This is a genomic window from Nodosilinea sp. FACHB-141 (assembly GCF_014696135.1).
In the GTDB taxonomy this organism is placed as follows: Bacteria; Cyanobacteriota; Cyanobacteriia; order Phormidesmidales; family Phormidesmidaceae; genus Nodosilinea.
Map to the genome: position 1 here is coordinate 403,026 of NZ_JACJPP010000011.1, position 14,624 is coordinate 417,649.

Annotated in this window: 9 protein-coding genes; 4 read left to right on the top strand and 5 right to left on the bottom strand. The window is 58.4% G+C overall.

Translation table 11 applies throughout. The features are described from left to right. Window positions 1-372: 372 nt before the first annotated feature. The 4 genes from H6F59_RS10410 to H6F59_RS26375 are packed head-to-tail and all read left to right on the top strand — an operon-like array spanning window position 373 to window position 5,081. A complete protein-coding gene (locus H6F59_RS10410; RefSeq protein ID WP_190698636.1) occupies window positions 373-2,682 on the top strand; it encodes an ATP-binding protein in 2,310 nt (769 codons plus the stop codon). Further along, the gene (locus tag H6F59_RS10415; RefSeq protein WP_190523213.1) at window positions 2,636-3,082 is read left to right on the top strand and encodes a response regulator; all 447 of its coding nucleotides are present in this window, start codon (window positions 2,636-2,638) and stop codon (window positions 3,080-3,082) included. The genes H6F59_RS10410 and H6F59_RS10415 overlap by 47 nt, the downstream gene beginning before the upstream one ends. Continuing rightward, complete coding sequence (locus H6F59_RS26370) at window positions 3,043-4,233, top strand: response regulator (protein ID WP_242021376.1); 1,191 nt, start codon at window positions 3,043-3,045, stop codon at window positions 4,231-4,233. The genes H6F59_RS10415 and H6F59_RS26370 overlap by 40 nt, the downstream gene beginning before the upstream one ends. Continuing rightward, a complete protein-coding gene (locus tag H6F59_RS26375) occupies window positions 4,209-5,081 on the top strand; it encodes a response regulator (RefSeq protein ID WP_242021377.1) in 873 nt (290 codons plus the stop codon). The genes H6F59_RS26370 and H6F59_RS26375 overlap by 25 nt, the downstream gene beginning before the upstream one ends. A 7-nt stretch (window positions 5,082-5,088) precedes the next feature. Here H6F59_RS26375 and ileS read toward each other — a convergent pair whose 3' ends face one another. From ileS to H6F59_RS10445, 5 genes are all read right to left on the bottom strand, one after another. Beyond that, a complete protein-coding gene (gene ileS / locus H6F59_RS10425) occupies window positions 5,089-7,971 on the bottom strand; it encodes an isoleucine--tRNA ligase (protein WP_348251251.1) in 2,883 nt (960 codons plus the stop codon). Window positions 7,972-8,133: 162 nt separating this feature from the next. Then, complete coding sequence (locus H6F59_RS10430; RefSeq protein WP_190698648.1) at window positions 8,134-9,261, bottom strand: Ycf66 family protein; 1,128 nt, start codon at window positions 9,259-9,261, stop codon at window positions 8,134-8,136. A 190-nt stretch (window positions 9,262-9,451) separates the two neighbouring features. Beyond that, window positions 9,452-10,477, bottom strand: a complete 1,026-nt coding sequence (locus tag H6F59_RS10435; RefSeq protein ID WP_190698660.1) for an anti-sigma factor antagonist — start codon at window positions 10,475-10,477, stop codon at window positions 9,452-9,454. Between the two features lie 205 nt (window positions 10,478-10,682). Continuing rightward, entirely contained in the window at window positions 10,683-13,364 is a 2,682-nt protein-coding gene (gene acnA, locus H6F59_RS10440) for an aconitate hydratase AcnA (protein WP_190698662.1), read from the bottom strand. Between the two features lie 151 nt (window positions 13,365-13,515). Next, window positions 13,516-14,481, bottom strand: a complete 966-nt coding sequence (locus H6F59_RS10445) for a tetratricopeptide repeat protein (protein WP_190698664.1) — start codon at window positions 14,479-14,481, stop codon at window positions 13,516-13,518. Between the last annotated feature and the right edge of the window lie 143 nt (window positions 14,482-14,624).

Genomic DNA, 14,624 nt, shown 5'->3' on the forward strand with positions numbered 1-14,624 from the left:
GGGCTAGGATTTTGGCCAGCGCCAATACATGAAACCCTGTTCCTTCTAGCCTCCTTGCCCAACCACAGAGATTTTCCCAGGCCAAACGTTCGATTTTCAATGGGTCCTAAATTTAAGCAATTGGACCTAGGCTAACGTTTGTACTGCGATCGATGAGATCGAGCCGAAAGCTGTTTTTCCTAGTTCTTAAGACTGCTTGAGACCTTGACGCGAGACATTAATGCTTGATTTGGTCGAGCCATTCTAAGGCTCTATTTGGCGCGGCATTGCAGGGCCTTTTCGGGACTAAACATTGCCCTAGACGGTTAAAACTTACTTGCCTGAACACTGCCGACTAGCCCACTCACAACTTTCCCTAGGAGAGCGATCGCTATGACCCTTCGAAATCTGAACCTCGACGCCCAGCTGGTGAATCTCAAACAACCCGAGATTCACACCCTGACTCAGGTGCAGCCCCACGGGGTGTTGCTGGTGCTGCGGGAGGCAGACCTGTCGATTGTGCAGGTGAGTCGCAACACCCGTGATGCCTTTGGCCTGGCGGCGGAGGACGTGCTGGGCCAAACCCTAGATGACCTGTTCGACGCCTACCAGGTGGATCAGATTCGAGCGGGCCTGCGCCAGGAAAATTTGGACATCTTGAACCCCACCAAGGTGTGGGTGCGCCGTCGCGGCGATGACTACGCCGTGTACGACGCCATCTTCCACCGCAATAGCGAAGGCTTTTTGATTCTAGAGCTGGAGCCAGCGCTAACCAACGAGGCCATCCCGTTTCTGAGCTTTTACCACTTGGCGCGGGCCTCAATTGGGCAGCTGGAGGCGAGGACGGCCAGCCTGGCGGATTTTTGCCGCATCATCGTCCACGAGGTGCGGCAGGTGACGGGCTTTGATCGAGTGATGCTCTACAAGTTTGATGATGACGGTCACGGCGAAGTGCTGGCCGAAGAAAAACTTGACGACATGGAGGTTTACCTGGGCCTGCACTTCCCTGAGTCTGACGTGCCCAAGCCGGCCCGCAAGATGTTTTTGTCCAACTGGATTCGGGTAATTCCAAACGCCAGCGCCGAGCCGGTGGAACTGGTGCCCGCTCTCAACCCCGTCACCCAGCACGGCACCGACCTGGTGATGTCGATTTTGCGGCAGCCCTACCGCTGCCACACCGAGTATCTGCACCACATGAATGTCGAGGCCTCTCTGACCATTTCGCTGATGAAGGATCAGAAACTGTGGGGGCTGATTGCCTGTCACCACAAGACACCCAAGTACGTGCCCTACGAGCTGCGCAAGGCCTGTGAATTTTTGGGCCGGGTGATTTTTGCTGAAATTTCGACCCTAGAAGAAGAAGCTGACCAAAGCTATCGCCTGAAGCTGGCCGCGGTGCAGTCAGCGCTAATTGATCAAATGGCGCGAGAAGATTACTTTGTTGACGGGCTGGTGCGCCACGACCCCAGCCTGCTGGATCTGGTGGGAGCTAAGGGGGCGGCGATTTGCTTTGGTGGTCAGTGGACCACCCTGGGCCGCACTCCGCCCGAGGAGGAGCTGAACTATCTGGTGCAGTGGCTGAGCACCTCGACCGAACAGGATGTTATGGTGACCAACGCCCTGCCGCTGGACTACACCGAAGCTCAGCGGTTTAAGGATATGGCCAGCGGTCTGCTGGCGATCGCTATCTCCAAGCGCAGCTACGTGCTGTGGTTCCGCCCGGAGGTGATTCAGACGGTGAACTGGGGCGGCAACCCCAACGAGGCCTATACCCTGGTGGGCGAGGGCGAGGAGCAATGGCTGTGCCCGCGCCAGTCGTTTGAGCTGTGGAAGGAGACGGTGAGCCTGCGATCGCTGCCCTGGCAGCCGGTAGAAATTAAAGCGGCCCTGGAGCTGCGCAAGGCGATCGTCAACATCGTGCTGCGCCAGGCGGAGGAACTGGCCCTGCTGGCCAACGACCTGGAGCGATCGAACGCCGAACTGAAGAAGTTTGCCTACATAGCCTCCCATGACCTGCAAGAGCCGCTCAACCAGGTAGCTAACTTTGTGCAGCTCTTAGAGATGCGCTATGATGCCAAGCTCGACGAAGACGGCAAAGAGTTTATTGGCTTTGCGGTAGAAGGGGTGAGCCTGATGCAAACCCTGATCGACGACGTGCTGGCCTACAGTAAGGTAGATCTCCAGGGCATCGAGTGGCAGCTGACGGAGGTGCAGCAGGCCCTCGACCAGGCCCTCGGCAACCTGCGCGGGCGAGTGGCCGAAACCGGCGCGATCATTACCGTCGACCCGCTGCCCACCATCGTCGCCGACAGCACCCAGCTGATGCAGCTGTTCCAAAACCTAATTGGCAACGCGATCAAGTTTCGCCAGCCTGGTGAAACGCCCCGGATTCACGTTGGGGTGCAGCGCCAGGAGGAGCACTGGCTGTTCTCGGTGGCAGACAACGGCATTGGCTTTGACCCCCAGTTTGCCGAGCGCATCTTTGTCATCTTCCAGCGGCTGCACACCCGCGACGAGTACGCTGGCTCGGGCATGGGGCTGGCCATTTGCAAGAAGATTGTCGAGTGCCACCGAGGCCGCATCTGGGTTGAGGCCGTCCCTGACCAGGGGGCAACCTTCTATTTCACCATCCCCGTTGAAGGACGCGATCGCAACCATGGCAACGGACGCAAGGCCAAAAACTATCTTTTTAGTCGAGGATAATCGCGGCGACATTCGCCTGATTCAGGAGGCCCTCAAGAGCACCGCCGCCCCGTGCGAGATTGTGATCGCCCGGGACGGCATGGAGGCGATGGCTTACCTGCACCGTCAGGGGGAGTTTGCTGAGGCCACTACCCCTGACCTGATTTTGCTCGATCTCAACTTGCCCAAGAAAGACGGGCGGGAGGTGCTGGCCGACATCAAGGCCAGCGACGCCCTCAAGCACATTCCGATTATTGTGTTGACCACCTCGCGGAACGAGGAGGACATTTGCAAGAGCTACGACTTGCACGTCAACTGCTACATCTCAAAATCGCGCAACTTGACCCAGTTGTTCAAAATTGTGCAAGGAATTGAGGCATTTTGGCTAGAAACAGCGACGCTACCCTCGAGTACCCCCTAAACCCGGCGGCGGTGCGAGTTCTGCTAATTGAGGATGATCTGGCCGAGGCCCGGTTTTTGCAGGAGGTGCTGAAAGGGTCACCCCGCAGTCGTTTTCAGCTCAGCCACGCCAAGTGTCTGGGGGAAGCGATCGCCTGGCTAAGGCAAGACGGCTTTGATGTGGCCCTGCTCGATCTCACCCTGCCCGACAGTAGCGGCCTCGACTCATTGGATGTGCTGCTACAAGAAGCCCCAAGCCTGCCGGTGGTAGTGCTGACCAACACCAACGATGACGCTCTGGCGGTGGCCGCCGTGCGCCACGGTGCCCAAGACTATTTGATGAAGCGATCGCTCCAGCAGGAGGTGCTGGTGCGATCGCTGTTCTATGCGATCGAGCGGCAGCGGGCTGAAGACGCCCTGCGCAATGCCAACGAGATTTTGGAAGACCGCGTGCAGGCCCGCACCGCCGAGCTAGAGGCGGCCAACCGAAACCTGCGCCAGGAGATTGAGCAGCGCCAGCGCATTCAAGAACGCCTCACCCTGGCTCAAAACGCCGCCAGCATTGGCACCTTCGAGTGGTGCGTCGACGCACCCGATCGCGACCCCTCAAACCCGGTCGCAGATGTACCCTGGCCCATAGCCGATATGATGGCCAGCTTTAGCGACAGCTGGCCCTGGCCCATTCACCCCGATGACACCGAGCGGGTCACTCAGGAGCTAAGGCGGGCGCTGCAGCAGGGGCAGGGGCTCAAAACCGAGTTTCGCATTTTGGTCGGCGATCGAGTGCACTGGCTGACGATCAACAGCAGCCTGATTTGCGATGTGGAGACCCACAGCGAACGCCTGCTAGGCATTCATATGGACATCACCGACAAAAAACAGCTAGAGGCTCAGTTCCTGCGATCGCAGCGGCTCGAAAGTCTGGGTACTCTGGCCGGTGGCATTGCCCACGACCTTAACAACATTCTGACGCCGATTTTGCTGGTGGTGCAGCTCTTGCCGCTGAAGCTCAAGAACATGGATTCCTGGATTCTGGGGAAGCTTGATATTTTAGAGGCCAGCGCCCAGCGGGGGCCGACTTGGTCAAGCAAATTCTCGCTTTCACACGAGGGGTTGAGGGCAAGCGCTTTGCCCTCCAGGTTCACCATTTGCTGGCTGACATCCGCAAGCTAGTTCAGCAGACCCTGCCCAGATCCATCGATGTCTATGCCGACGTGCCAGATAGTCTGTGGCCGGTTTGGGGTGACGCTACCCAGCTGCACCAGGTGTTTATGAACCTCTGTGTCAACGCCCGCGACGCCATGCCAGCCGGCGGCACCCTGCATATCACTGCCAAGAACCTGACCCTAGACCATGACTCAGCCCAGCGGCATTTTCAGGCCCAGCCTGGCCCTTACGTTATAGTTACCGTTGCCGATACCGGCACTGGCATGGGACCAGCGGTGCTCAATCAAATTTTTGACCCCTTTTTCACCACCAAAGCCCTAGGCCAGGGTACGGGGCTGGGGCTATCGGCGGTGCTGGGCATTGTCGAAAGTCACGGTGGCTTTATCGACGTGCAAAGCCAGGTGGGCCAGGGTAGCCAGTTTCAGGTCTATCTGCCGGCCACCTTTGAGCCCAATCCTGCCGCTGTTACCCTCCCCAACCTGCTTGATGGTAGCCAGTCAACGGTGCTGGTAGTAGACGACGAACCCGCGGTCTGTGCCGCGGTGCGCACGGTGTTAGAACTGCACAACTATCGGGTGATGGTGGCCCACGGCGGGCAGGACGCAATCGCCCTGCTGAGCGAGCACGTGGATACCATCCACACCGTACTGATGGATCTAATGATGCCGACGATGGATGGTTTCGCAACGATTCCGCTGCTGAAGCATATCAATCCAGACCTGCGGGTGGTTGCCATGAGCGGCCTCAACTCCGTCGATGCCGTCGCCAAAGCCGAACAGCAGGGGTTCCAGGGCTTCTTACCAAAGCCCTTCACCCGCCAGGATTTGCTCCAGCGCATGCAGCCTGTAGATTGACCAGCGGCTAAAAGGAGCCCGCTAGAGCTTCAACGCAGCGATCGCAGATCGTCGGGTCATCGCTGCTCTCGCCCACGTGGATGGAGTAGTTCCAGCAGCGATCGCACTTCTCACCCTCGGCATCCACTACACCAATGCCCAGGGAATCAGACTCGCTACTGCACTTAACGCTCGCTAGGGCTTCAGGAGTATCCAGCACCTCCACCTGGGAAACCAGGAACAGGTAGCGCAGTTCGTCCACGTGGTTGGAGGCGGGGGCAACTGCATCCGTAGGATTCATCGCTGCCAGCTTCGCCCGCAGTTCTGGATCGGCTACATATAGCAGCGCTTTAGCTTCCAAGGATGAGCCAATATCCTTGGCTGTACGGGCCTGCTCTAGCACTCGGTTCACGTCCTGGCGCACGGTGCGAATCTGGCTCCACAGACTGGCCAGATCCGGCTGCTGCCATTGGTCGTCCATTTGCACCCAACCCGCTTGAAACACCGATTTGTGGACGGTGGGGTAGGGCAAGTTTTGCCAAATGTCTTCGGCCATGTGGGAGAGCACCGGGGCAATGGAGCGGGCCAGGTTTTCGATCGCGATCGCCAGCACCGTCTGACAGCTGCGCCGCCGGAAGGAATCTGCCGCACTGATGTACAGCCGATCCTTGGCAGCATCCAGGTAAAAGTTCGACAGATCGACCGCGCAGAAATTCTGCACGGTTTGGAAGAACCGGAAGAACTGGTAGGTCTCGAAAGCGTCGGTGATGTCGGTAAACACCTCGGTCATGCGGTGCAGCATGTAGCGATCGAGCTCGGGCAGCTGGTCGTAGGGCACGGCGTCCTTCGCTGGGTCAAAGTCGTGCAGGTTGCCCAGCAAAAACCGGGCTGTGTTGCGAATCTTGCGGTACACATCCGACATCTGCTTGAGGATGTTGCCTCCCAGGGGCACGTCAGAGGAATAGTCGACCGACGACACCCACAGGCGCAGCACGTCGGCCCCATAGGGCGGGTCCTGTTTCTGGTTTTTGCCGCCGTTGATCACAATTGCCGGATCCACCACGTTGCCGATGGATTTGCTCATCTTGCGGCCCTGCTCGTCGAGGGCAAAGCCGTGGGTGAGCACCGTTCTGTAGGGGGCGCAGCCGTTCACCGCCACGCTAGTCAGCAGGCTCGATTGGAACCAGCCCCGGTGCTGGTCAGAACCCTCCAGGTACATATCCACTGGGTATTCCAACTCGCCGCGCTGCTGGGCCACCGCTGCCCAGGAAGAGCCCGAGTCGAACCACACATCCATGGTGTCGGTGCCCTTGCGGTAGGTGTGCCCGTTATTGCGGTACTGTTCTGGCAAGAGTTCCGCTTCGGTCAGCTCCCACCAGGCATCGGAGCCTTTTTCGGCAAAGATCGCCTTGATGTGGGCCAAGGTTGTCTCGTTGAGCAGGGGTTCGCCCGTGGCTTCGTCGTAGAACACGGGAATGGGCATACCCCAGGTGCGCTGGCGCGAGATGCACCAGTCGGAGCGATCGCCCACCATGGCCGTAATCCGGTTTTCGCCCGTGGCCGGAATCCACTGTACCGACTGGATCGCCTTTAACGCCTCGTCGCGGAAGCCCTCGACGGAAGCAAACCACTGCTCGGTGGCGCGATAAATTGTGGGCTGCTTGGTGCGCCAATCGTAGGGATACTTGTGGACGTAGGGCTCGTGCTTGAGCAAAGAACCCGCTTTCTCCAGGGCTTCAATCACCGCTGGGTTGGCGTTGGTGAGCACGTTGAGCCCCGCGAAAGGACCGGCTTCCTCGGTCATGTCGCCCTTTTCATCCACGGGGCAAAGCACGGGCAGGCCGTAGCGCTGACCCACCTTGAAGTCTTCGTCGCCGTGGCCAGGAGCGGTGTGCACCAGGCCCGTGCCCGACTCGGTGGTGACATAGTCGCCGCCAATCAGAATGGGGCTGGTGCGATCGAACAGCGGGTGGCGGTAGGTGGAGTACTCTAGGGCCGCGCCTTTGATTTCGGCCTTGAGGGTGAGCTCGGAGCCGAGCACCTGGGCCATGCGATCGCACAGATCCTTGGCGATAATCAAGTACTTAAACGGCTTCCCAGACGCTACCTCAACTACGGCGTAGGTCAGCTCCCCATTCACCGCTACCCCCAAGTTGGCCGGAATTGTCCAGGGAGTCGTCGTCCAGATCGCTACGCCCAGCTCGCCCAGGTACGGCTCCAATGCCGCCTTGGCGTCGGGGGACGCACTCACCATAGGAAATGCTGCGTAGATACTGGGGGAGGTGTGACCTTCGGGATATTCCAGCTCGGCTTCTGCCAGGGCCGTCTGGGAGGTCGGACTCCAGTGAACAGACTTGAGGCCACGGTAAATGTAGCCCTTTAGGTACATCTGCCCAAACACCTCAATTTGAGCCGCTTCGTACTCCGGTGTGAGGGTCAGGTAGGGGTGATCCCAGTCGCCCCAGACGCCATAGCGCTTGAAGCTATCTCGCTGGCGATCGATCGCTTTAAGGGCAAAAGCTTTGGCTTTATAGCGCAGCTTGATCGGCGTCAGGTTGGCCCGCGCCTCCGGGTCCATAGCTTGGAGCACCTTCAGCTCAATCGGCAGGCCGTGGCAGTCCCAGCCTGGGATGTAGCGCGCCTTGCGGCCATTGAGCAGCTGGTATTTGTTGATTGTGTCTTTGAGAATTTTATTGAGGGCGTGGCCAATGTGCAGATCGCCGTTGGCGTAGGGCGGCCCGTCGTGCAGCACAAAAATCTCGCCGGGGTTGCTGGTCGACAGAGTTTCGTAGACCTGGTTTTCGGCCCAAAACGCTTGAATCTCAGGCTCGCGCTGGGTGGCGTTGGCCCGCATATCAAAACTGGTCTGGGGGAGCAGAACGGTGTCTTTGTAGCTTTTAGGGTCTGTCACAGCCGGAGGTTGACTAAAGGTGAAGGATGCTCGCGCCATTATGGCAGATTCGGCCCGCTGACAATCGCTAGGGGCCATCTCTGGTGAGCCATCTCTATACATTAGGCCAGGTTGAGGGCAATTGTCGGGCTAATCTCGGCGTTCAGTGGCAGGGAGAGCAGCCTATAGGTCGCTGGGCCAATTTTCCTCTTCCTCGGCTTCGGGAATGCTGGAGACCTCGCGGGCTCGAGGGTATGGGCTAGTCTCTTTAACGGCATCGGGTTCTGGAATGCTCGAACTGTTGCGGCTCGAGCTTGTATCCTGTGGTATCCCAGGTACGGGAACCGACTCGGAACGAGTATCCTGGCGGCGATCGCCTTCCTCAAACCCGTCAAAACTCTCAGTGGCCTCGGTATCAACGATAGTCACCGTCGAGGATGAATCTACGTCTGATTTGCCTTTGGCAGTGGGATCGGGGTTAGCAGCAGGTGGACGCTTAGGTTTGGCCAATGGCGAGGGCCGGGGCGGAATTTCGATTACCGCTCGTTTGGGTTTAGGGCTGGTTTTGGCTTTAACAATGTCTCCCACCCATGCCTTTAACCCGGCCAACCTGCCCCCAATCGGAGAGGGCTTCTGTTTGGTCTTGGCCTGGGGAGTTTTAGGGGAAGTTTGAGAATTTTTAGCGATTGGCGTAGCCTGCGAGGCGCGGGGTTGCGGCGATCGCGCTGCTTTAACCGGTGGTGACGGCGGAGATTTGGCAGGCTCTAAAACTACGGGTTCTGAAATGTGGCCTACAGGTTCAGACGAGATGGCCCTAGGGGACGATGGTCGACGAGAGCTAGGCGCTAGCTCATCGACAAATTCGTAATCCACATCCTTAAGGGACGACGCTCGAATTTCGCTGGTAGCGATCGCCGGATTGCCCGGCACTCTACTGTCCTCTGCCTGAGGCAGCCAGCGCCCCAGGGGAGTGCCCCGCAGCAGATCGACTGTCCACTGCTTCAGCTGTCGCCCAAAGGTCGCCCAGGAATCTCGGGTAACGGGCGTCTGCAAATCTAGCGGCGTGCGCTTGCGGCGCAGAGTTAGAGTTTGCCAACCGAACCAGCCTAACAGCACCACGCTAGCCAAATGGCCGAGCAACTCAGTGGGCGAGGTTTGAACGGCGCTAAACCACAGCACCAGGCCGTAAAATGCCCCTACCCCGCTCCAAAAAAAGTCGTGGCGACGATGCACCTCAGGGAAAAAGAAGGCGGCCCCATACAGCGAGATGCTGCCCAACCAAACCGCGATCGCTAGAACGTGAACCCCCATGCCGCCCACCGTGCCCGCTACCTCAACACCACTACTCTATCGCGGCTTGCTAGCCCAGGTGCGATCGGACGGCTTCCCTAAAGTGGAAAATCTTTATTCTCAAGGAGAATAAAGATTTTCAGGAGTCTCTCGGCAGGTCAGCTATCCGCCCGCCTACCTCACTCACCTATCCACTTTTTCCCACGGTGCTTTACGATGCCCCAGCCTTCTTCGAAAACAGTACCAAAACTGTCTTAACGATTAGCTGGATGTCGTAGGCCAGGCTCCAGTTCTTCTGGTAATCGAGATCCATGCGAATCACGTCTTCAAACTTTTTCACCGTAGAGCGGCCGTTGACCTGCCACTCGCCGGTCATGCCAGGTTTTACGTCGAGGCGCTGCCACTCAGGCACTTTGTACTGCTCAATTTCGTCGGGGGTAGGCGGGCGGGTGCCGACCAAGCTCATATCGCCTCGCAGCACGTTCCAAAATTGAGGCAGTTCATCGAGGCTGGTGCGGCGCAGAAAACGGCCCACTTTAGTAATGCGGGGGTCGTTTTCATTCTTAAACAGCGGCCCTTCTACTTCATTCTCGACCTGGGCCTTGAGCGCTTCGGCATCGGTCACCATGGAGCGAAACTTCCAAATGTGGAAGCGTTTGCCCATCCACGAGCAGCGCACTTGTCTAAAGAAAATCGGGCCGCCATCTTCGAGCTTAATAGCAATCACAATGGGCACTGACAACACTGCGGTCAGCACCAAACCCACTAACGCTCCAACGATATCCAGCAGGCGCTTGCCCTTCGAGGCCACCGAGGGATGGGTGGTCAGCGCTACAAATCTCATTTCGGGCTTGAGGACAGGGGTCTCGGGCTCACCGGCAACCGGTTCAAAGGTAAATAGCTGCTCGAGGTCGGTTAGGGCTAGCACCATGCGTACCTGCTCTTGCACTCCCCGCAGCACCATGGCAATGCCCTTGGTCTGGCAGGTGCGATAGCAGATCACTAGGGCCCCTAAGCCACTACTGTCAATAAACTGAGTCTGGCTTAGGTCAATAATGATAGTTTCAGGGGTTGGTTGGCTTAGGCTGTGGTGCTTCACCTGTTGCTCAAACTCGACCGCCTCAACAACGGTTAAAGTAGACGGCACGCTAACAACCCGAGCGGTGTCTATCGCCTCATTAGAGAGCTGCTCTGCGACTACTTGTGGATCCTGATCTGGGGCAATGGATGAGGTCATACCGGCATCCCTGGTAATGGTTAGTGGCAATAGGTACTGTCAGAATTCCCTTGACAATGTCCAAACTATAGGAGGCGCGGTCTGGGGTTGACTTGACCACGCCTCTATCTTCAACGAGTCTTAACGAGTCGTTGATGAGTTGATTAGGAGAACCTGCGTATTTCTGCCCTTGACGGATACAGAATGTCAGGGTTCCAGAGCCTCCTTAAGCGGCTAATAGCTGCCGCAGCACGTAGGGCAAGATGCCGCCGTGACGGAAGTACTCCACTTCATCTAGGGTGTCGATGCGGCACAGCAGCGGTACGGTGGTGCTGTCGTTGCCGCTCCGGTGAATCACTAGGTTGACGGTCATGCCGGGCTGAATGCCACCGCTGAGCCCCGTAAGGTCAAAGGTTTCGCTGCCGTCGAGGTGCAGCATGCCTCGGTGCAAACCGTCTTTAAACTGCAAAGGCAGCACCCCCATGCCGACTAGGTTAGAGCGGTGAATACGCTCGAAGCTCTCGGCTACCACGGCTTTAACCCCCAGCAGTCGGGTACCCTTGGCCGCCCAATCGCGGGAGGACCCGGTGCCGTACTCTTTGCCCGCGATTACCACGAGGGGGGTACCGCTGGCCTGGTACTTCATGGCGGCATCATAAATGGACATGTCGGTACCGTCGGGCATGTATTTGGTCACGCCGCCAGAGGAACCGGGCACCATTTCATTCTTGAGGCGAATGTTGGCGAAGGTGCCGCGCATCATCACCTCGTGGTTGCCCCGGCGCGACCCGTAGGAGTTGAAGTCGGCAGCGGTGACGTGGTTGCCCACCAGGTAGCTGCCGGCGGGGCTGTCAGTCTTGATTGCCCCAGCGGGGGAGATGTGGTCGGTGGTGATGCTGTCACCCAAAATCGCCAAAGGCCGGGCACCAATGATGTCAGCAAAAGCCTGACCGTTGACGCTGGGGGCCATATCGGTGAAGTAGGGCGGATTTTGCACGTAGGTGCTGTCGCCGCTCCAAGTGTAGGTCTGGCTTTCAGGAGTGGCGATCTGCTGCCAGTCGGCAGTACCGGTGAACACGTTGCTGTAGCGGCTGCGGAACATGTCGGGGGTGAGGGCTGCGGTCATCACCTCAAAGATTTCGGCGCTAGTGGGCCAGATGTCTTTAAGGTAGACGGGACGACCTTCGGGATCTTGGCCGATGGGGTCGGTTTTGAGGTCGATGGCGAGGTTGCCTGCGATCGCATAGGCCACCACCAGCGGCGGCGAGGCCAGATAGTTAGCCTTGGTGTGAGGACTCACACGCCCCTCAAAGTTGCGGTTGCCCGACAGCACTGCACCCACCACCAGGTCGTTGCCATCAATGGCGCTAGCAATGGGGCCAGACAGAGGGCCAGAATTGCCGATGCAGGTGGTGCAGCCATAGCCCACTAGGTTAAAGCCCAGGGCATCCAGGTCTTCCTGAAGGTTGGCCTTTTCGAGGTAGTCGCTCACCACCTGACTGCCGGGGGCGAGGGAGGTTTTAACCCACGGTTTGACGGTGAGGCCCTTGGCCCGAGCTTTGCGAGCCACTAGCCCGGCCCCAATCATCACCGAGGGGTTGGAGGTGTTGGTGCAGCTGGTGATGGCGGCGATCACTACGTCACCGTCGGTCAGTGAGTAGTTGGTACCAGCCACAGGGACGGATTGCTTCTCGGCGTAGGGCTTGCCGCTAAAGCCGGGGAAGTCGCTTTCTTTGAACTGCTGAGCCAGGGCCGCCAAGGTGACGCGATCTTGAGGCCGCTTTGGCCCAGCCAGGGATGGTTCTACGGTGGCCAAGTCTAACCCCAGGAAGTCGGTGAAGACGGGTTCGGGGGCGGCAGCATCGCGCCAGAGACCTTGGGCTTTGGCGTAAGCTTCGACTAGGGCGACGCGCTCGGGGTCGCGGCCCGAGAACTCTAGGTAGCGGATGGTTTCGCCATCGATGGGGAAGAAGCCGCAGGTGGCCCCATACTCGGGAGCCATGTTGGCAATGGTGGCGCGATCGGCCAGGGTGAGGTGGTCGAGGCCATCGCCATAAAATTCGACAAATTTGCCAACGACGCCCTTGGCCCGCAGCATCTGCACCACAGTGAGCACCAGGTCGGTGGCGGTAGCTCCCTCAGGTAGCTGCCCGGTGAGCTTAAAGCCCACCACCCCAGGAATCAGCATCGAGATCGGCTGACCCAGCATAGCGGCCTCGGCTTCAATGCCGCCTACGCCCCAGCCCAATACCGAGAGGCCGTTGATCATGGTGGTGTGGCTGTCGGTGCCCACCAAGGTGTCGGGGTAGGCAATGGTTTCGCCATTTTCGGATTTAGTCCACACTACCTGGGCCAGGTATTCCAGATTGACCTGGTGGCAAATGCCGGTGCCCGGTGGCACCACGCGGAAGTTGTCGAAGGCGCTCTGGCCCCAGCGCAGAAAAGCATAGCGCTCAAAGTTGCGCTGAAATTCTTTCTCGACGTTTTGGCCAAAGGCATCGGCACTGCCGAAGGAGTCGACCATCACCGAGTGGTCAATGACCAGATCGACCGGAGAGAGGGGGTTGATTTTGTCGGGGTCGCCGCCCAGGTTAACCATGGCGTCGCGCATGGCGGCCAGGTCGACCACAGCGGGCACGCCGGTAAAGTCTTGCATCAGTACGCGTGCCGGACGGTAGGCAATCTCGCGGTTGGAGGTTTTCTCCGTTAGCCAGTCGGCTACCGCCTGCACATCTGTCGCCGTGACCGATCGCCCGTCTTCGTGGCGGAGCAGGTTTTCGAGCAGCACCTTGAGGCTGAAGGGCAGGCGGCTGATATCGCCTAGGGCTGCTGCCGCAGCGGGCAGGCTGTAAATGGTGTAGGTGGTATCGCCTACGGTGAGGTGGGTCTTGGCATTAAAGCTGTTCACAGGGCTTGGGCTCTCCGATCGCGACGGGGATCTATCTATATTCGATCATAGATAGCGTTGCGATTTTATTACATGGGTTGTACCGCTGTGCTGTAGGCTTTGTTGCCAATCATTCCCTAAACCCAAGGAGTGTCTGGGGATTGCCTCGTGCTTAACGGCTAGGACCTTTAGAAAATAGCTTGCCAAACAGCGATCGCTTAGGGCTGTCTGATGGTTTGCTATCCGGCTGCTTAGGGTTGTCCTGCGTGGGTGTGGCAGCAGGACGAGGCGGGGGATCCGTCATGGTGAGGTTGAGCTGCCGGGCATATTTCAGGGCCACAGCGTTGTTGGGGTTGAGGCGCAGCGCCTGTTTAAAGTGCACCTTGGCCATGCCGGGCAGCTTTTGCATCAGATAGGCCTGGCCCATTAGGCAGTGGTAGCTGCTGTTTTGAGGGTCAATTTTCAGGGCATCCTTGAGTTCTTGAATAGCGGCCTGAACGTTTTTACCCTTGAGATATTCTTGGGCTCGGCCGTAGTGGCGATCGGCATAGGCCTGCCCCGATGACTTGCCGTTGTTAGCAGGGTGGTCTGCTAGGGAATCAGATGCGATCGCGGTGGCAGCTACAAGCCCACTACGCTTTTCGCGAATCACTGGCTCACCCATCTTGCGGCGCAGGTACACCAGGTTGAGTTCGCTGAGCTGCTGGGTGCAAGCTTCAAACTCGGCTAGAGACGCATATTGGCGATCGCAGAGCTGATCGACCGCCTGCTCGTAAAACACGTCTACCTCGGCCTCGGCCACATCTAGCAGATACTTGCCGGGTTTGCTGGTGGGCTGGAGCTGCTGATCGCGGCTGAGGCGGCGCACCTTGAAGCGGAGAGCCGCCAGTACCTCGTTGCGGCCCTTGTCTTGCTTGAGGCGCTGGTAGGCGGGGTTGACTAGCTTGGGCAGCACCTGGTCGGCCAGCTGGCGCAGCTCGGCCGGCACATCGACTAAGGCATCGGGGTGCAGCTGTTTGGCTACCACCCGGTAGCGCTTGAGAATGCGACGCTCATCGGCTGCTACTGACACACCCAGTAGCGCATAGGGATCGGTGAAACGGTTGAGCCATTCGGGGGAGAAGGCAGCGTGGGGCATTCAGGGGGCAGAACTAGAGGAGTTTATTCTATTGTTGCGGAACTCGTGAGAACGGCGGATCAGAATCCGGAGGGCAATGTCGATTCTTTACGCCCGTCTTATACTGAATTCACAAGCTAGTGCAAAGCTTTAGCCTCTATGGG